The organism is Kribbella sp. NPDC051936, assembly GCF_040680955.1.
Classification (GTDB): Bacteria; Actinomycetota; Actinomycetes; order Propionibacteriales; family Kribbellaceae; genus Kribbella.
Map to the genome: position 1 here is coordinate 156,681 of NZ_JBFAXS010000010.1, position 18,287 is coordinate 174,967.

The 18,287-nt window shown below is 68.4% G+C and carries 18 protein-coding genes; 7 read left to right on the top strand and 11 right to left on the bottom strand.

The features are described from left to right. Position 1: 1 nt before the first annotated feature. The 4 genes from rsrA to AB0L64_RS33545 form a co-directional block, all read right to left on the bottom strand. Positions 2–280 (bottom strand): mycothiol system anti-sigma-R factor, encoded by a 279-nt coding sequence (gene rsrA, locus AB0L64_RS33530; protein ID WP_355476190.1) that lies wholly within the window; start codon positions 278–280, stop codon positions 2–4. Next, positions 277–924 carry a sigma-70 family RNA polymerase sigma factor gene (locus tag AB0L64_RS33535; protein WP_355476192.1) on the bottom strand — a complete coding sequence of 216 codons (648 nt, stop codon included), beginning with the start codon at positions 922–924 and terminating at the stop codon, positions 277–279. Before AB0L64_RS33535 ends, rsrA begins: the two co-directional genes overlap by 4 nt. A gap of 113 nt (positions 925–1,037) precedes the next feature. Further along, positions 1,038–1,679: an alpha/beta family hydrolase gene (locus AB0L64_RS33540; protein ID WP_363716760.1), complete on the bottom strand. Its 642-nt coding sequence runs from the start codon at positions 1,677–1,679 to the stop codon at positions 1,038–1,040. 50 nt (positions 1,680–1,729) lie between these two features. After that, a complete protein-coding gene (locus tag AB0L64_RS33545) occupies positions 1,730–2,515 on the bottom strand; it encodes an SOS response-associated peptidase (protein ID WP_363716762.1) in 786 nt (261 codons plus the stop codon). Between the two features lie 144 nt (positions 2,516–2,659). Between AB0L64_RS33545 and AB0L64_RS33550 the strand changes: the two genes are divergently transcribed. Next, positions 2,660–3,220 carry a sigma-70 family RNA polymerase sigma factor gene (locus AB0L64_RS33550; RefSeq protein WP_363716765.1) on the top strand — a complete coding sequence of 187 codons (561 nt, stop codon included), beginning with the start codon at positions 2,660–2,662 and terminating at the stop codon, positions 3,218–3,220. Then, the gene (locus tag AB0L64_RS33555) at positions 3,217–4,242 is read left to right on the top strand and encodes a CU044_5270 family protein (protein ID WP_363716767.1); all 1,026 of its coding nucleotides are present in this window, start codon (positions 3,217–3,219) and stop codon (positions 4,240–4,242) included. The genes AB0L64_RS33550 and AB0L64_RS33555 overlap by 4 nt, the downstream gene beginning before the upstream one ends. 31 nt (positions 4,243–4,273) lie before the next feature. On the opposite strand, the gene AB0L64_RS33560 is transcribed toward AB0L64_RS33555, so the two are convergent. Both AB0L64_RS33560 and AB0L64_RS33565 read right to left on the bottom strand, forming a co-directional pair. Beyond that, positions 4,274–4,888 (bottom strand): peptidase inhibitor family I36 protein, encoded by a 615-nt coding sequence (locus tag AB0L64_RS33560; RefSeq protein WP_363716769.1) that lies wholly within the window; start codon positions 4,886–4,888, stop codon positions 4,274–4,276. Positions 4,889–5,474: 586 nt separating this feature from the next. Next, on the bottom strand, positions 5,475–6,110 hold the full coding sequence (locus AB0L64_RS33565; protein WP_363716770.1) for a helix-turn-helix domain-containing protein: 636 nt from the start codon (positions 6,108–6,110) through the stop codon (positions 5,475–5,477). Between the two features lie 84 nt (positions 6,111–6,194). On the opposite strand from AB0L64_RS33565, the gene AB0L64_RS33570 reads away from it, so the two are divergent. After that, positions 6,195–7,403, top strand: coding sequence for a pyridoxal phosphate-dependent aminotransferase (locus AB0L64_RS33570; protein WP_363716772.1), 1,209 nt, complete (start codon positions 6,195–6,197; stop codon positions 7,401–7,403). A gap of 16 nt (positions 7,404–7,419) precedes the next feature. Beyond that, entirely contained in the window at positions 7,420–8,412 is a 993-nt protein-coding gene (locus tag AB0L64_RS33575) for an ATP-grasp domain-containing protein (RefSeq protein ID WP_363716774.1), read from the top strand. A gap of 87 nt (positions 8,413–8,499) precedes the next feature. Here the strand turns inward: AB0L64_RS33575 and AB0L64_RS33580 are convergent, their stop codons facing one another. After that, positions 8,500–9,324 carry a hypothetical protein gene (locus AB0L64_RS33580; RefSeq protein ID WP_363716776.1) on the bottom strand — a complete coding sequence of 275 codons (825 nt, stop codon included), beginning with the start codon at positions 9,322–9,324 and terminating at the stop codon, positions 8,500–8,502. A 279-nt stretch (positions 9,325–9,603) separates the two neighbouring features. Between AB0L64_RS33580 and AB0L64_RS33585 the strand changes: the two genes are divergently transcribed. The 3 genes from AB0L64_RS33585 to AB0L64_RS33595 all read left to right on the top strand — a co-directional run bounded on the left by AB0L64_RS33585 (position 9,604) and on the right by AB0L64_RS33595 (position 14,254). Then, on the top strand, positions 9,604–11,904 hold the full coding sequence (locus AB0L64_RS33585) for a sigma-70 family RNA polymerase sigma factor (protein WP_363716778.1): 2,301 nt from the start codon (positions 9,604–9,606) through the stop codon (positions 11,902–11,904). A 260-nt stretch (positions 11,905–12,164) separates the two neighbouring features. After that, complete coding sequence (gene aspS, locus AB0L64_RS33590; protein WP_363716780.1) at positions 12,165–13,454, top strand: aspartate--tRNA(Asn) ligase; 1,290 nt, start codon at positions 12,165–12,167, stop codon at positions 13,452–13,454. After that, the gene (locus tag AB0L64_RS33595; protein WP_363716782.1) at positions 13,454–14,254 is read left to right on the top strand and encodes an aminoglycoside phosphotransferase family protein; all 801 of its coding nucleotides are present in this window, start codon (positions 13,454–13,456) and stop codon (positions 14,252–14,254) included. Before aspS ends, AB0L64_RS33595 begins: the two co-directional genes overlap by 1 nt. Positions 14,255–14,419: 165 nt before the next feature. On the opposite strand, the gene AB0L64_RS33600 is transcribed toward AB0L64_RS33595, so the two are convergent. From AB0L64_RS33600 to AB0L64_RS33615, 4 genes are all read right to left on the bottom strand, one after another. Further along, positions 14,420–15,505 (bottom strand): hypothetical protein, encoded by a 1,086-nt coding sequence (locus AB0L64_RS33600; protein ID WP_363716784.1) that lies wholly within the window; start codon positions 15,503–15,505, stop codon positions 14,420–14,422. After that, positions 15,505–16,590 (bottom strand): hypothetical protein, encoded by a 1,086-nt coding sequence (locus AB0L64_RS33605; RefSeq protein WP_363716786.1) that lies wholly within the window; start codon positions 16,588–16,590, stop codon positions 15,505–15,507. Before AB0L64_RS33605 ends, AB0L64_RS33600 begins: the two co-directional genes overlap by 1 nt. After that, positions 16,587–17,711 carry a hypothetical protein gene (locus AB0L64_RS33610; protein ID WP_363716788.1) on the bottom strand — a complete coding sequence of 375 codons (1,125 nt, stop codon included), beginning with the start codon at positions 17,709–17,711 and terminating at the stop codon, positions 16,587–16,589. Before AB0L64_RS33610 ends, AB0L64_RS33605 begins: the two co-directional genes overlap by 4 nt. Positions 17,712–17,792: 81 nt before the next feature. After that, positions 17,793–18,245 (bottom strand): hypothetical protein, encoded by a 453-nt coding sequence (locus AB0L64_RS33615; protein WP_363716790.1) that lies wholly within the window; start codon positions 18,243–18,245, stop codon positions 17,793–17,795. Between the last annotated feature and the right edge of the window lie 42 nt (positions 18,246–18,287).

The window sequence follows — 18,287 nt, forward strand, 5'->3', positions numbered from 1 at the left end:
ATCAATCCGTCGTGGTGATCGTTGTTTCGACCTGGATTTGGGTCAGGCGGAGGAGGATTTTCTGGCGGAGGGCGTCGGGGGCGTGGTCGGAGCCGCAGGAGCGGTGGACCAGTTTCTTGACGCAGCGTTCCAGGTCGTACTCGTCGAGGCAGGGGGCGCACTCTTCGAGGTGCTGGCGGATCTCGTCGGAACTGGCGTCCTCGAGTTCGTTGTCGATGAAGACGTAAACCCGTTGCAGGATCTCTCCGCAGTCGACGTCGTGGGGCTCGCCGCAGCTCACGACTCCTCCTTCTCCGCAGCTCGGTCGGTGCTCGCGCCGGCCGCGTCCGTGCCGGTTTCCGCCGGGATCAGACCGCGGTCCCGGGCGTAGTCGCCGAGCAGGTCACGCAGCTGGCGCCGGCCGCGGTGCAGCCGCGACATGACGGTGCCGACCGGTGTGCCCATGATCTCGGCGATCTCCTTGTAGGCAAAGCCCTCGACATCGGCCAGGTACACGGCCAGCCGGAAGTCCTCCGGGATGGCCTGCAGAGCCGACTTGATGTCGGAGTCGGGCAGGTGCTCGAGCGCGACGGCCTCGGCCGACTTCAGGCCGCCGGGAGTGTGCGACTCGGCGGCGGTGAGCTGCCAGTCCTCGATCTCCTCGGTCGGCGACTGGGTCGGCTGGCGCTGCCGCTTCCGGTAACCGTTGATGAACGTGTTCGTCAGGATCCGGTACAGCCACGCCTTCAGGTTGGTGCCCGGCGTGAACTGGTGGAACGAGCTGTACGCCTTCGCGAAAGTGTCCTGCACCAGGTCTTCGGCGTCCGACGGATTACGGGTCATCCGCATCGCCGCGGCGTACATCTGGTCCAGGAAGGGCAGCGCTTCACGCTCGAACCGCGCGGTGCGCTGCTCGGGCGTCTCGGTCGTGGTGGGAGTCGGCATCGGGATCGAGAATACCGGGGTCTTCCCAGTACTCCGCGCGGGAGCCTCTCTCGTCGCCATCATGTCCACCACAACACGCCCGGCCGCGGGGGCATTCCCGGCGTCGGACCGGCTCAGCCGGAGACCTCGCGGATCACCCATTCGAACACGGCTTCGACCAGCACGTCGTACGCCTCCTGCTGGTCCAGCTCGGCCCGTTTCGGCACCTTGAACGAGTGGTCGGCGTCCGGGACCACGGCCATCTCGGTCAGCGGCGGGAACTCCTCCGGGGTGCCGAACGGGTCCCGCTCCCCCTGCACGACGAGCGTCGGCAGCCCGGCGGACTGGAGCTCGGCGACCCGCGACTTCTCCGGTTTCCCCGGCGCGTGCAGCGGAAAGGCCAGTGCGAGGACGCCGGAGGCGCCGAGGTTGCCGGCGGTCCGGCAGGCGACCCGCGCGCCGGCGCTCCGGCCGCCGATCACCAGCGGCGTCCGGACCCGCAGCTGGCCGATGATCGCGATCCAGGCCTCGTCGAGGAGCTTCGGCGCCGGTGCCAGCTTGCGGCCCGCGCGGCGCCAGGGCTGCTCGATCAGGAACACGTTGATGTCCTGCTTAGGCAGCCGGGCGGCCAGCGCGACCAGGTCCCCCGACTCGATCCCGGCCCCGGCGCCGTGACCCAGAGCCAGCGTCGCCACCGGCCGCCGGGCGCGGTGCGCCACGATCCGGGCCTCACCGTGCGGCGTCCCCACAATCCGTTCGTCGGTCACCCGCCCCATCCTGTCACCCGGAGCGGGGAACCACTGGGCGCGAAACCCGGAAGAAGGGCTCAGAAGAGCGTGGTCGGGCTGTCCTGCGGGTCCTCACCGTCGGGCGGCAGCGGGTCGAGGAGGTGGCGGCCGTTGTTCTTCACCGAGCCGACGGCCTTCGAGACGGCGTACGCCTCCAGCCGGCCGGGGGCCGCCGGGACAAGCAGCTTCAGCAGGTCGTCGGTGTCCGAGGACAGCGGGTCGAGCCACGCGTCGTACCGCTCGCGCTCGACCAGGAGCGGCATCCGGTCGTGGATCCGGCCGAGGTCGTCGGTCGCCGAGGTGGTGAGCACCGTGCAGGTCCACAGCCACGCGTCGTCGGACTCCGGGTCCTCGACCGACTTGTCGCGCCAGATCTCGTACAGCCCGGCCATCGAGAGGACGCTGCCGTCCGGCGGGTGGATGAAGTACGGCTGCTTGACCGGCTTGCCGTTCACTTTCTCCTCGGCGGTGTACCACTCGTAGTACCCGTCGGCGGGCAGGATGCAGCGGCGGGTGGCGAACGCCTTCTTGAAGGCCGGCTTCTCCGCGACGGTCTCCATCCGGGCGTTGATCAGCCGGTTCCCGATCGAGGTGTCCTTGGCCCAGGACGGCACCAGTCCCCACTTGACCGTGGTCAGCTTGCGGACTGTCTCGTGGGGCTGATCGCGGTTCTTCCGCTCGACCACCGCGATCACCTGGTTGGTCGGCGCGACGTTGTAGTTCTCGCCGAGCTCCTCGACCGACTCCCGGACGTTCCCCGCCTGGATCTCGAACTCCTCGACGAGGTCCGACGGGGCCCGGCTGGACGCATACCTACCGCACATGCCCCCAGACTAGCGATGTCGCCGGGCCGTTCTCAGTCTGGCGACAGCGTTGCCCCGTGCCGACTGAGACGATGCGTGGACAGTGCGTGACGGCGGCAGGGTGTAATGAAACGCTCGGCCGAGACATATGAAGGTGTGAAGCAGATGGCGGAGGTTGATCGAACAGCGTTCGAAGACCTGTACAGGGACCATTACTGGGCCCTCCTAAGGTTTGCCGTTCGCCGTACTCCTGACGAGGAGCGTGCCCGCGACCTCGTCGCTGAGACCTTCGCCATCGCTTGGCGGCGCCGGGACTCGCTGCCGCCGTCCCATGCGCTGCCGTGGCTGTACAAGATCGCCGGCAACGTATTGGCCAACGAACGACGCCGCGACCAACGGACGGCAGCGGCGTACCGCACACTAGGCGGCTATTCCTTAACCGACTATCAGGCCGACACGGCCGAGCGAACCGAGTGGACGCACGCTCTCGAAGAGGTCCTGCAGGCACTCCGCAGACTCAGCGGCGACGACCAGCGCGTGCTGACGCTGCACGCGTGGGAAGGACTGATCGGGCGCGATCTCGGCATCGCCTTGGGCTGCTCGGCGGCGACCGCATCCGTCCGTCTGCACCGCGCACGCCGCAGGCTGGACGCTGCAGTGCGCGGTCGAGGATCGAGAAGCGACCAGACATCGGCTCTCAGAGGTGCTACGGGAGAACAGTCATGAACTCGACAAACAAGATCGACCTACTCCGTCGGGCTGATCCGGCATCCAACGTGACGGATCGCCAGTTGGACGAGCGAGCCCGCCAAGACCTCGAGCAGATCCTGCGCAATGCCCCGGCCGAGGCACTTCCCAGCCGTCAGCGCGTCGGCCGCCGGACGCTCCTCGTGGGCGTTGCCGCAGCAACTGCAGGCGCCATGGCCCTTGTCGTCACTGATCCGTTCAGTGCGACTCAGCCTGCCGTTGCGGCGACGCCACCGATGCTCGACCGGGTCCTCGGACCTGGCCAACCGGCAACAGCCATGCTGAAGCGCTTGGCTATCAGGGCAGTGTCAAGCGCTGACTCTTCAGGCGATGGATCTGGGCCGCATATTGTTCGATCCGAGTCATGGGAACTCTCAACCCGGATCGATGGCAAGCAGGTCCGCTCGGCGGTGGTGCCCGAACTCACTGAGCTGAACTGGAACGCGGACCGCTCAGGTCACCTCACGGTTCGAACCGGCCAGCCCTACTTTCCAAACGCAGACTACCGATCCGCCTGGAAATCTGAGGGCTCGCCCGGCAAGCAAGGAACTATCGTCAGCGAGGAAATCTGGCCCGCCGGAGGGTATACTCCGATGTTCCCGAACCTGCCACTACCGACCGACGAACGCCGGTTATTGTCGATCCTCAAGACGGGCCACCCAATCGATCAGCTCGGCGCCGGCGAGCTCGTCGTTGCGATCAACGACGTTTACAACGAGAGTCAGCCCGGTGCTGCGGTGCGCGCGAGCCTGCTTAGACTACTTGCCGCCAGCTCGGAGGTCATCTACCTGGGCCGAGCTACCGACAGGGCAGGAAGGCCTGCGGAATGCTTCGCAGTCGACAGCACTCACACCGGCCTTCCGCAGCGGCAAGTGGCGATGTTCAGCCCGACAACGGGATCCCTCTTGGCGAGCGAGCAGATTCTCACCAAGGACGCGGGTCAACTCGGCATCACGACACCGTCAGTAATCGGTTACCGGCTCAATCTCGCCGTCAGCTGAATGCTGATTTATTCAAGAGTCGTTGCGGTACTTACGGACTGCAATGCCATTGGCTCATTCGGTCGTTATAGGAGTTGCCTACGTATGAACTGACAGAGCCCTCAGGCTCGTACCACATATTAGGAACCCCTCCATTGACGGCGTCATAGGCAAAAACCGTGCAGTCAGTGTCTGTATTTACCCAGCTCGAGGTTTGATTGTCGAATCCCCAGTTGGCCGCATTTCCAACTGACGTCGCTCCAGTGAATTGCAGTCTCCTTCCGCCCCAATTGATGTCAGTGTAGAAGCAATAATAGTCCTTGACAGTGATGCCGGACGGACAGCCGTGCACGTCAAGAGTGCTGTAGTCACCAAGCGGCTCGACTCCGGCATGGCGTGCGGCATCGCGCCGCACGTTGCTCCCTAAGCCTTTCGGCGCCGTGCGCTCTCCTGGGCTGGGCCAGACGACGACGGTGCCAGTCGCCTCCCAGACCATGGCGTTGTCACTGACCTGTACGCCCCCAGGCTGAAGTTTCAGCAACTGGCGCATCTCACCAGCCAACGGCCCTGAAGGACCATCGGGTGCGGCGCTCGCCGAGAGTGGCACTGCTGCTCCAGCTAGAAGCATCCCCACGGCACCGAAGAGCGCGATCTTCGCGCGCGCCATGTGTAGTTTCCTCATTTGTATCCCCTAGCGAGTGAATGGGCGGTTCCCGCTACTCCCCCGAGGCGAGTGACTACGTAACGTACCGGTCAAACAATTTCACCTCAACGGCCTGGACCGGAAAAGAATTGCAACTTGCTGCAACAAGCTGCTCTGGACCCAAAGGTCACGTGTCGCGGACAATCCGAGCAAGATGATGCGAGGATGACCGTCAGATCGCAGCACCAGGCTTGAATCAGGAGTCCGCGACGCGCTCCACACATCCGTGCGCGACAGCAGGCGTTCCAGGCCTGGGCGGGTCAGTGTCGCCTCGTTCGACGTCGCCTTAGGTGACCGCGCTGGTCCTCGTGGCGAGCGCGACCGTGGCTTGGCTGGCGCTCTGACGACCGACCGGGTCGCCCTGCAATGGCCCAAAGTCTCGTCCACTCACACAGCCAGGCCGCTCCAGCCTGATCATGCGCACGGCCGGCGGACGACGGCAACCGCCGGAATTCGGGGAGGTCGCGTTCAACTCAAGCAGAACTGATTCGGTAAAGCCCCGACTTGACCGTGGTCAGTTTGCGGATGGTCTCGTCGGGCTGCCCTCAGCCTAGGCCGCACGACCGACATTGAGCTGGGTCGCCACGGCCGAGGAGCCGTCGACGGCGACCTGCCCGTCCGCGACCGCGTCCGCCCACGCGAGACGGCCCGCGAGCAGCTCGTCGGCGACCTTCTGTGACACGGTGACCACCGCCTCGGGAGCCTCGTCCGGTACGACGGTTGCGCGCCAGGACTCGAACCGCAGCCGGCAGTTGCTGCCCTCGACATGCAGCTCGACCACACCGTCGACCCCGCCGGCCGCCCGGCGCAGGATCTCGGCCAGCGGCAGCAGGTACCAGTGGTGGCGCACAGCGTCGGTCGAAAGGTGCTCGGCCAGCAGCGGACTCCCCCATGCGGCCAGCGCCATCACCACCGGTACGAGTTCCCTGCCGCGGTCGGTCAGGTCGTAGACCCGGACAGGCGCCGACGGCGCGAACGTCCGCCGCTCCACGACTCCGTCCGCCTCCAGCTCCTTCAACCGCGCCGCGAGGACGTCGGTGCTGATCCCCGGGAGGTCGGCGTGCAGATCGGTGTACCGCCGTGGACCGAAGGCGAGCTCGCGGACGATCAGCAGCGTCCACCGCTCGCCGACCACGTCCAGGGACCGGGCAGCGGCGTCGTACTGCGCATAGCTTCGGCGAGGCATGTGGACAGCCTAGCTTGGACCCGCCAAGTATGTACTTGGAAGAACCAAGTAGCATGCCGTCGGCAGACGACGAAGGGTGGGGCGATGGAGTTTCGGCAGTCCAGCAAGCTGACCGGCGTGTGTTACGAGATCCGCGGGCCGGTGGTCGAGCAGGCCGACGCCCTGGAGGCCGCCGGGCACAGCATCCTGCGGCTGAACATCGGCAACCCGGCGCCGTTCGGCTTCGCGGCCCCCGAGGCGGTGCTCGCCGACCTGGTCGCGCGGCTCCCGACCGCGCACGGGTACACCGATGCCCGCGGCATCGTGTCCGCGCGGCAGGCGCTGGCGACGTACTACTCCCAGCGCGGCTACACCGACGTCGACGAGCAGGCGGTCTACCTCGGCAACGGGGTCTCCGAGCTGGCCGGGATGGCGATCCAGGCGCTGGTCGACACCGGCGACGAGGTGCTCATCCCCAGCCCGGACTACCCGCTGTGGACCGCCGTGACGCGGTTCGCGGGCGGGACGCCGGTGCACTATGTGTGCGACGAGTCCGCCGAGTGGCAGCCCGATCTCGCCGATCTGGAGGCGAAGATCACCGACCGCACCAAGGCGATCGTGGTGATCAACCCGAACAACCCGACCGGCGCGGTCTACTCGCCCGAGGTTCTCGCCGGGATCGCCGAACTGGCCCGCCGGCACTCGCTGATGGTGTTCAGCGACGAGATCTACGACCGGATCGTGTACGACGGCGCCACCCACCACCACTTCGGCGCGCTCGCACCGGACGTCCTGACCCTGACCTTCGGCGGCCTGTCGAAGAGCCACCGGATCGCCGGCTTCCGGGCCGGCTGGCTGGTCGTCTCCGGTCCACGCGCGGCGGCCCGCAACTACCTCGAGGGCCTGACCATGCTGGCCGGGATGCGGCTGTGCCCGAACGCGCTCGCCCAGCACGTCATCGAGGCCGCGCTGACCGACCACACGCTGGACGAGCTGATCCGCCCCGGCGGCCGGCTCGAGGCCCAGCGCACGACGGCCTGGGAGACGCTGAACGAACTTCCCGGGGTGTCCTGCGTCAAACCGAAGGGCGGGCTGTACGCCTTCCCGCGGATCGACCCGCAGGTGCACCCGATCCACGACGACGAGAAGTTCGTGCTCGACCTGTTGCTGCGGGAGAAGATCCACATCGTCCAGGGCACCGGCTTCAACTGGCCGCGGCCGGACCACGTCCGGATCGTCACGCTTCCCGAGGCGGGCGACCTGGAGGTGGCGATCCGCCGGATCGGCCGGTTCCTGGACAGCTACCAGCAGTAACGAAGGAGGAGGCAACGTGCGAGTCGCGGTGCTGTGTGGCGGCGAGAGTTCGGAACGGGACGTCTCGCGGTCGTCCGGCTGGGCAGTGGCTCAGGCGCTCGCCGGTCGCGGTCATGACGTGGTGCTGATCGATCCGGCCGCGGAGCAGCCGATCCTGGCCGACCCCGTGCCGGCCGGCGATTCCGTCGTACCGGTGCCCAAGGAGCCTCCGGCGCCGGCGGACCGCGCTGTGCTGCGACGCCGGATGTACGCCGCACTCACGGGTGGACCGGAGCAACTGCGCAGCGCCGACAAGGTGTTCATCGCTTTGCACGGCGGCTGGGGTGAGGACGGGCACGTGCAGGCGTTGCTGGAGCTGGCGGGCATCCCGTTCACGGGTGCGGGTCACGACGTCTGTGCCGTTGCCTGGCACAAGGGTCGTTGTCAGGCGGTGCTCGAGGCCGCCGGGATCCCGGTCCCGGCGCGGGTGCTGTACAACGCGTCGGAGCAGCGCGAGCCGCCGGTCGGAGTCAAACAGCTGCTGGCGAGCGGACCGGTCGTGGTCAAGCCAGTTGCCGACGGCTCCAGTGTGGCCGTGCGCAAGGTCGACACGCTGGATGCCGTGCGGGCCGACGGCGAGCTGATCGTCGAGCCGTTCCTCGGAGGCCGGGAGTTCACCGTCGCCGTGATCGGTGGGACAGCGCTGCCCGTGGTGGAGATCGAGCTGACCACGGAGGTCTTCGACTACGCGGCGAAGTACCAGCCGGGCGCCGTGCGCGAGGTCTGTCCTGCGGAGATCGCGGTGGACTTCGCCGAGCAGCTGCAGGACCTCGCGGTCCGTGCGCATCAGGCCCTCGGGTTCGGTACGACGTACTCCCGGGTCGACTTCCGCTGCGACGACGCCGGTACGCCGTACTGCCTCGAGGTGAACGCGCTGCCCGGCCTCACCCGGGGCAGCCTGGTCCCGGTCGCCGCGAAGGGCGCCGGACTGACCTACGGCGAGCTCGTGGAAAGGTTGCTCAAGGCATGAGGCGGCGGATCGCCCACCCCGTGTCAGGCGATCCGCCGCCGGATTGATGCGCCCGGCCGCCCCCCTGTAGGCGTCCGGACGCAGGTCTCAGGTTCTGGCCAGCTCGTCGAGCACTCTCCCGGCCATCGCGTCGCTACCCGGCAGGCCCTCGATCCAGATCCGGGCCAGCTGGGGTACTTCGGTGTCCAGCCGCCACTGCGTGATCAGGGCTCGTACCGTCGCGACCTGGTCCGGCAGGTTCGGCTCGCGGCCGACGAGCGCCGCCGCGCGGTGTGAGCCGACGCGGCCCAGTACGTCACCGCCGCAGAACACGATCCGCAGGCATTCCGCGACGTCGACGAGGCGGAGTTCGCGGTCGAACGGCGTCGTGCCCGGCGGATTGAGCGGTTCGACAACCACCAGTGCGTGGGTTTGCGGTACGGAAGTTCCACGGAATTCCGCCTCTCGGTAGAGCTCGCCGAGCCGGGACCGCAGGTGCGCCAGGCTGGACAGCCCGGTCAGCGGGTCCTCGCACGACAGCGAGTGCAGGTAGACAAGGGAGGCCTCGGCCCAGCTGGAACTGAGTGCGCGTACCGCGGCGAAAGCCGGCTCGCCCCCGGCGATCGAGCGGTACAACGCACTCAGCCCATCAAGTGCCTCCACCAGCGAGACTCCATCGGCCGCGAGGCGGCGTCCGGTCTCGTCCGATGCAGGCACGACATCGGCACCGTCGTGCAGCGCCTCGGCGATCGCGAGATAGGCGCTGTAATCGGTACCAGCTGTGCCGTGCGGTTCCCTCCGCCCGCACGGTGCTTCCCCCGAACTTGTGGTGGACGACGCTTCCGGCTCGGTCCGGGCGGGCGACCCCGCCAGGTTCAGGGACTTGGCCGGACGCAGGTCGAACCGTCTGCGGATGTCCGCGAACAGCGACATGGCCCTCCTCGAAAAACAGCCCCGTCAGTCTCCCGACCGGTCGGCCGGAAGCGTCGTACGCCGATGAGACAGCGCCGGTCGCGGTTCATGACGCGGATTTCCAGAACTTTTTTCGGCGTAACTTCCGGGCCGGTGATCTCGTCAGGAAAGAGGCACCGTTCCGCGTCAGAGATGATGCGTTCCGCCGTCACACGTGGGAGCCTTGTCCTCGGCAACCAAAAGTGACGCACGGTCACGTTGCCGAACAGAGAGTCGTCGGAGAACCCACGGGGGAGCTGAATGGAGACGCCGGACGCACCGAGCGACGCCGAGCTGATCGCGCGCGTCCGCAACGGCGACCTGGAAGCGTACGGCGAGCTGTATGCGCGGCACCACCACGCCGCCGAGCGAATGGCCCGCCAGCTGGTCCCGGCCAACGACGCCGACGACCTCGCCAGTGACGCGTTCGCGAAGGTCCTGGACGCGCTGCGCGGCGGCGGCGGGCCGGACGTCTCGTTCCGCGCGTACCTGCTGACGACGGTCCGGCGGGTGCACGTCGACCGGATCCGCTCCGGCAAGAAGGTGCAGACCACCGACGACATCGCGTCGTACGAGCGGGAGCCGGAGACCTTCGACGACCCGACCGTCACCGGGTTCGAGAGCGGCGCGGCGGCCAAGGCGTTCGCCAGCCTCCCGGAGCGCTGGCAGGCGGTGCTGTGGCACACCGAGGTCGAGGGTGAGAAGCCGGCCGCGATCGCTCCCCTGCTCGGCCTGACCGCGAACGGCGTGTCCGCGCTGGCCTACCGGGCCCGGGAAGGCCTGCGGCAGGCGTACCTGCAGCAGCACCTGGCCGACGTCGGCGGGGACCGTTGCCGCTGGACGACCGAGCGCCTCGGCGCGTACGTCCGCGGCGGCCTGACCAAGCGCGAGAACCGGAACGTCCGCGAGCACCTCGACGAGTGTGCGAAGTGCACCGCGGTGTACCTCGAGCTGGTCGAGGTCAACAGCGCGCTGCCGGCGCTGCTCGCCCCGGCCCTGCTGGGCGCTGCGGGCCTCGGCTACCTGGCCGCCGCCTCGGGCGCCAAGGTCGGGCTGGTCGGCTTCTTCGTCACCGGCTGGAAGAAGGCCACCGAGAACAGCACCCGGACCGCGGTCGGCGCCGGCGCCGTGGTGGTCGTCGCCGTCGCGGCCGCACTCGCGGCGATGGCGCTGACCGGCAACGACACTCCCCCGGCCGCCATCAACCAGCCGGCCCCGACCCAGGCGACCCAGCCACCCGGCCAGAACCCGACGATCCCGCCGAAGCCGACGGCGAAACCACCGTCGGCCAAGCCGCCGGCGTCCAGGCCGACGCAGGCTCCCACGAGCGCGCCGACGACGGCCCCGACCACGACACCGACCACCGCGCCGACCCAGCCCAGCGCGACTCCGACCGCGACTACGCCGGTCCCGACGCCGCCTCCGACCACTCCCACGCCGCCGAAGCCGACACCCACCACTCCGGTGCTCGACGAAGGACTGGTGACGATCAGCATCCCGCAGGGCGGCGGCAGCCCGGTGCTGCAGGAAACCCCGGCGGCGACCCCGCGGTCGGCGCGCGCCGACGCGTCCGGGATCCGGTTCGTGATCACGATCAAGACGCCGGCCGGAAACGCCGATCCGGTGGTGGTCGGCCTCGAGTACGGCGCCGAGCTCGAGTGGCCGCTGGGCGCCAACCCGCCGGGCTGGGTCTGCAACCAGGCGTCCGGCTCGTGCACGGCGAACGACCCCGCCGCTCCGAAGCCGCTGGCGGTCACGTTCGACGCGCCGACCGGTGGTTCGAACGCGGACCGGACGTTCACCGTCTCGGCGAAGACCGGCCGGCTGTACGACGACGACTCGGCGACGGTGCAGGCCAAGCCCAGCACCGACGAGAACCTGCTGAAGATCCTCGACGGCCGCGCCGACCCGGACGTCCACCACCGGATCCTGACCGTTGCCCCGCGCACCGGCCGGTCGAAGGTGACGCTGAAGCTGAGCTACGGCAGCGCCCTCGAATGGCCGATCGCCGAGAAGCCGGCCGGCTGGACCTGCTCGCAGAAGACCGCGACGTGTACGGCGCTGAACCCGGCGCGACCCGCTGCGCTGCCGGCGGACTTCGACGTACCGGACAAGTCGTCCGACGCGGCACGGACGTTCACGGTGGCCGCGACGGCCGATCTGGTCAGCGACACCGACTCCGAGGTGCTGCCCGCGCTGCAACAGGACGAGTCGCTGCTGCAGATCCTGACGCCGACGCCGCACGAGGACCCGAACCCGTTCGTCTACAACCGGTTCCTGAAGGTGAACGGCGCGCAGGGCCGCAAGGTGACCCTCGACATCGCGTGGGGACGCAACCTGACCTTCCTGCCGTCGTTCGACCTCGGCTGGACCTGTGAGCGGACCAGTGACATCCGTCGCGCCACCTGTACGACGAACAGTTACAAGAAGCCGCTGAACTCCGAGTGGAACGCGTGGCTGCCCGGCAACGGCTCCAGCAACGCCTTCATCGTCCACGCTCGCGTCGGCGGTCGCGAGGACACCGACACGGCTCAGATCCCGCCGTCGACGACACGGCGGTGAAATCCGGTTGCCGGGTCGCATATCCTGGTCCTGTTCGCGTCGAGGGAACCGAGTAGCGCCGTACCCCACGTCCGAGAGAGTCGCCGGTAGCTGTGAAGGCGATGCGTGGAGCGGTGGCGAAGACACTCCTGAGCGACTGTTGTGCAAGAGGCCGGGCCGTTGTCACCTGACAGGGCTCGGTGAAGGTGTGGTGGCACCGCGAGATTCCCCTTCGCCCACACCTCCGGGGTTCGGATGAAGACCTGGAGGTGAAAACAGCGATGCGAATTCTCAGCCATGAGATCCCCTCAGCAGTGGGCCAGACCGTCACGGTGGCCGGCTGGGTGCACCGAAGACGACGGCTCGCCGCCGTCAGTTTCCTGATCCTGCGCGACCGGTCCGGCCTCAGCCAGATCGTCGTCAGGTCCGAGGAAACCCAGACACAGCTGGACGAGCTCGGTGAGGAGACCGTGGTCCAGGTGACCGGTACGGTCGCCGCCAACCCGCAGGCTCCCGGCGGTGCGGAGATCGTCGACCCGGTGATCGAGCCGCTGACCGAGCCGGCCGCGACACCGCCGATCGAGCTGTGGCGTCCGGCGGTCGGGGCAGGGCTGCCCGTCGTCCTCGACAACGCACCGGTCGCGCTGCGGCATCCGGCGGTGCGGGCCGGGTGGGAAGTGGCGGCCGCCGCGATCCACGGGTTCCGCTCCGCGCTGGACGGGCAGGGCTTCACGGAGATCCAGACGCCGAAGATCGTCGGCGCGGCCACCGAGTCGGGCGCGAACGTGTTCGAGCTGGACTACTTCGGCCGGCCGGCGTACCTGGCGCAGTCGCCGCAGTTCTACAAGCAGACGATGGTCGGCGTGTTCGAGCGGGTCTTCGAGGTCGGTCCGGTGTTCCGGGCCGAGCCGCACGACACCGTCCGGCACCTCGCCGAATACGTCTCGCTGGACGCGGAGTTCGGGTTCGTTACCGACCACCGCGACGTCCTCGCCGTCCTGCGTTCCGTGATCTCGGAGATGTTGTCGGCGGTGGGTTCGCGGGCGGGCGGCGCGCTGGAGCGGCTCGGCGTGACGGTGCCGGAGATCCCGGTCGACGTACCGGTCGTGCACTTCAGCGAGGCGCTGAAGATCGCCGGCGCGGACCCGGACGAGCCGGACCTGGCACCCGCGGACGAGCGTGCGGTCGGCGAGTGGGCGTTGCGCGAACACGGCAGCGACTTCGTCGCGGTCGAGGGCTACCCGATGGTGAAGCGCCCGTTCTACACGCATCCGCAGCCGTCGGACCCGCGCTGGTCGAACTCGTTCGACCTGCTGTTCCGCGGGGTCGAGTTGGTCACCGGAGGCCAGCGTCTGCACCGGTACTCCGACTACGTGGCGGCCCTGGCAGCGCAGGGTGAGTCGGCGGACGCCCCGGCGTACAGCTCGTACCTGCAGGCGTTCAAGCACGGGATGCCGCCGCACGGCGGGTTCGCGATCGGGCTGGAGCGGTTCGTGGCCCGGCTGACCGGGGCGGAGAACGTCCGTGAGGTCACGCTGTTCCCGCGCGACCTGCACCGGTTGACCCCCTGATGGACACCACCGCGTCAGTTGTCGCCGAGCTGAATGTTGCCCTGGGCACCAGTTATCGGGTCGTGCGGCAACTCACCGGTGGGCTGCAGTCGACGGCGTACGAGCTGACCGACGGCGTCGTACTCAAGTGGACCGGCAATCCGGCCTGGGCACCCCGGGTACAGAAAGCCGCCGAGCTCGTCCGCCGGGCACGTGCCGTCGGCTATCCCACGCCCGCGTGGCTGGCCGTCGGCACGACCGCGGCCGGATCGCCGTACCAGTTGCAGGAGTTCGTGCCGGGCACGGCGCCGACGCTGGATGCTGCCCTCGCGCAGCAGGTGATCGAGATCTGCGAACTCCAGCGCAACCTGCTCCCCGAGGACCACGAGGTCACCTGGTCAGGCTGGTCCCACGGCGTCGTCTTCGACGGCTGGGACGGGGTGTGGGAACGCGTGGCCGAGTACGACGACGAGGCCACGGAGTTGCTGCGACGCTACGGCGCGTTGTGCGCGCCGTACCGGGACGAGGAGTTGGCGCACCACGACTTCGTGCACGGCGACCTGAACATGGGCAACCTCCTGGCGGCCGACGGCCGGATCACCGGCATCATCGACATCGAGGCCGCCGGCGGCGGAGCACGCGCCTACGACCTGGTATCCCTGGCCTCCTCCGCCGCCCGCGACGGCGCCGCGGACGGCGTCGACGAGCTGTTCCTGGAAGCAGCACTACGAGCCAACGGCCGCGCCACGACCGCCGTCTGCGCAGCCGCAGCGTTCGCCAGCGTCGCAGAGTTCGTCCACGACCGCCCGACGTACGCCTAGGAGATGGTCAACCACGGCGGCCGCCGAGTCCTGGAACTACTTGGCGCCTAGGCATCTGCAGCTGGACAGTACGTATACACGTACTACACCGGGCCGGGAGCGTGGCGACCGGCCAGATCTCGCGGCAGTGGCCACATACGTACTGTCGAGCTGCAGAGGACAGGTCTAGTTGACGACCGTCACCGGGGTAGAACCGCTGGGCTGACTGACGTTGCTGACATTGTCGGTGCTAACAGCAACAACCCGGTAGGCACCATTCGCCGGCTGACCGGTCCAGGTCACCTGGTAGTTGGCGGCTGTCGTGGAGCCGATAAGGGTCCAGTTGGCGCTCGTGCATGTTCCGGAGTAGCCGGCGCAGTAGTAGTACGCCACAGACTTCACGCCGGATCCACCAACGTCGGTGGGATTGCTGGAGAGCGTCGCGCCACTGCTGACGGCGACGGTGACGTTGAAACTTGTGGACGGTGCGGTCGAGGTGAGACCAGACGACGATGCGGTGAGTGTGATGCCGAGTGCGGCCGGGTTGATGACCACCGCGTTGAAGGTGGCCTTGCCGGTGGCGTCAGTGTTCGCGGACGCACCGGAGATCTCTCCCACCGACGGTGCGAGCGTGATGGTTACCCCCGAAGCGGCCACGGGATTGCCGACCTGGTCCTGGACCTGGACGGTGATCGCGGGTGTCAGCGGCGTACCGACGTACCCGCTGGACGGCCCTTGGACGAAGGCGAGCTTGCTCGCAGCACCTGATGTGAGGGTGATCGCAGAGCTCGGAGAGTCCGGGGTGGTGTCACTCGAGGTCGAGACCTTGAAGGTGCTGGCCTGGTACGTGCCCACGGGGGCGTTGGTGAGGCCCGCCAGCTTGACCGAACCGCTGGCGCCCTTCGCGAGAGAGCAGCCGCTGCCCAGGGTGACCGTGATGACATCGGAGCCGCTGGGCGGGCCGTCGGCGGCAGAGCTCGATGCTGTACAGCCGGCGCCGAAGGTGCTGCCCAGCGTCACTGCAGGGGCGCCCGGCTCGCTGAAGGCTCCGGGGAAGGTGACCGTGATCGTGCTGCCGCTGGTCAGCGCGCCGCTGCCGTTGCTGGCCTTGAACCCGATCGTCCAGTCAGCGGTCGCTCCACCGACGAGAGACTGGCTGGTGAAACTGACAGTGCTGACGCTTGACGCTGCGAAGGCGGCAGGACCGGCCAGCAGGCCGACACCGACCAGCAGTGCTACGCAACCCGCTGTCCACAGACGTTTGATGCTCATCAGGAGAGTCCGTTCACTGTCGGTCGGGAGACGGTCGGCGGGGTGGTGTCCACGGTGAGCGCTGTTGCGGTGCTCGAAGCGCCGGCGTTGCCGGCGGCGTCCGTGGCGACGGCGACGACGCGGTAGGTTCCGTCGGCCGCGAACGGCGCGCTCTTGGTGACGGCGAAGTTGGTGGCCGCCGAGGCGGACGATCCGAGCGCGGTCCAGTTCGTCGCGGTGCAACTCCCGGTCGCGCCGGTGCAGCGGTAGTACGCGACCGAGGCGACGCCGGAGAAGTCATCGGTGGCCGAGTCCGTCAGGGTGACGGCCGTGTTGCCGACGAAGTTTCCGAACGATCCGGCTGCCGTGGCGACGGGCGCGGACGCCGTCGGTGCCATGGCGTCGTACGCCACCGTGTTGTCCGTGCCGGTCGATGCCGTGTTGCCTGCGCCTCCGGAGTCGTACGCGCTGTTGGCCGCGATCGACACCGTCACCAAGCTGCTGCTGGTCAATCCGCTGACGGCCAGGTTGTACGTCGGACCGTTGCCGCTCACCACGACCGTCGCGGTCGCGGGGCTGACGGTGACGTCCGCGCTGGTGAAGTCGGTGACCGCCTCGCTGAAGACCGCGGTGAAGTTGACGGGCGACGAAGCGGCCGGATCGGCTTGGCCGGCGGCCTGGTCGACCGTCACGGACGGGCGGGAGTTGTGCACCGCCACGTTGGCGCTCGAGGCCGATGCGGTCCAGCTGGCGGAGAGCGCGGTGACGATGTAGTGGTACGTCCCGTCCGCGACGCTCAAGTCATCGCACGATGTGGCGGTCGTCGGCGACGCTTGGGTCGTACCGCAGGCGGCTGTCGTCGTACCGTCGCTGTTCAGGACCCGGGTCACGACGTAACCGGTCGCACGGGCCGAGGCAGTCCAGGCGAGGTTGACCGTACCGCCGCCGGGTGGTGCCGTGGCGGTGACGGTGCCAGGCGGAGCGAGCGTGCCGGTCAATGCGGTGCCCGCGCCGGAGCCGGCTCCGGTCCAGAACGCCCATGCGGTACCGGCGCCGGTCATCGCGAGGACGACGAGACCGAGTACCAGGAGCACGCGTCGAGTCATGATCCACTCCCCGCGCCTGAGTAAGCGAGTGTGATGGTGGCGCCCTTGCAGCCGTCTTGGTTTATTGGGGTGTTGAGCATTGTGACGGTCGGCCAGGAGGATTGTGATGCGGTGAGGGTGGACAGTGCTCGGCTGGTGTTGCCGGGGACTGTTAGTGGGTAGGTGCCGGTGTACTGGCTGACCTTGTAGTCGGTCGGGGTGCACGGCTGGTTGTGGGTGGTTGCGTAGGGCGTGCGGGTGACCGCTTGGACGGTGACGGTCAGGTTCGTCACGGAGATGGGTTTCTTGTTCAGGTTGGTGAGTGTCAGGTCGAGCGGGCGTGAGATGCCGGGTGCGAGGGTGCCGGACAGGTTGCCGCTGATCGCGAAAGGCTTGCCCGTGGTGGCCAGGACCAGTTGGACGGTCGCATAGGCGTACTGGGTGACGCCGGCCGGGTTCTTGCCGGAGGCGACCAGGTAGAGCGTGAAGGTGCCGTCGTCGGCGGTCGCGGGCGTGGTGACCTGGAGCGTCGAGGAGTTGCCGGTCGTCGGGTTCGGCGTGAAGGTCGCCGTCGCCCCGGACGGCAGGCCGCCGGCGGTCTCGAAGGTGACTGCGCCGGGGAAGTTCGTGCGGGTCAGTTGCGCGGTGAACACCGCGGTGGACCCGGGCGCCAGGGTGACGGAGGCCGGGGTCACGGTCAACGCGATGGCGCTGGACAGCGGGGCGTTGACGGTGAGGCCTGCGGTGATGGTGCCGCTGACCTTCGTGCCGGCGCCCTGCACGGTGAGCGTGGCCGATCCGGTCGGCGTATTCGCTGTGGTGTTCACGGTCAGCGTCGTGCTCTCCGTACCGCCGGACGTGAGTGTCACCGAGGCCGGGCTGAAGGACGCTGACGCGTTCGCGGGTACGCCGGTGGCGCTGAGCGCGACCGCGCCGGTGTAGCCGCCGGTCGAGGTCACGCTGATCGTGTACGTCGCGGCCTGGCCGCGCGTCACCGACTGGCTGGTCGGTGTGATGCCCAGCGTGATGCCGGGCTTGGCCGGCTGCGCGGCGTACGCCAGGCCGGCTGCGGCCAGCAGCAGGCACACGCCGGCGATCACGAACCTGATCAACCGGTGGCGGGCCTTTCGCGTGCCTTGCATCTCACTCCCCCAAGAACTGGTGCGGTCCCGGCCCGGACGAGGCATGCGCCCCGCCCAGGCCTGGGAAACCACGGTGACGTACTAGTTGCTGGCGTAGGCCAGGTTGACCGTCGCGCCCTTGCAGCCGTCCTGGTTGGTGGCCTTGTTGTTGAACTTGATCGTCGCGCCGCTGAACGGCACGGTGGCGCCCGCGGCGACGTCCTGGCCCACGGTCATGACCGGGCTGGCCAGCGTGTAGTCAGAGGCGTCACAGGTGCCGGTCGCGGTCACCGAGGCGATGCTCACGGTCACAGTGTTGACGTACGCGCTGTTGGACGCGTTGTTCGTGACGGTGCCGCTGATGGTCTGGGCGCTGTCACCGGGGTACATGTTCGAGATCGTGCTGGTCTGCGCGATCGCGAGGTTGCTCGCGCCGGCCGACGTGCTGCCGGAGCCGCTGCCGGACCCGGTGGTGCTCCAGTAGGCGAACGCCGTACCGGCGCCGATGGCGACGATCGCGGTGCCGGCGATGAGGATCTTCTTCTTGCGGTGCATGGCGGTTTCCCTTCCCCCGGGCCCCGAGTGGGCCGTCTGCCC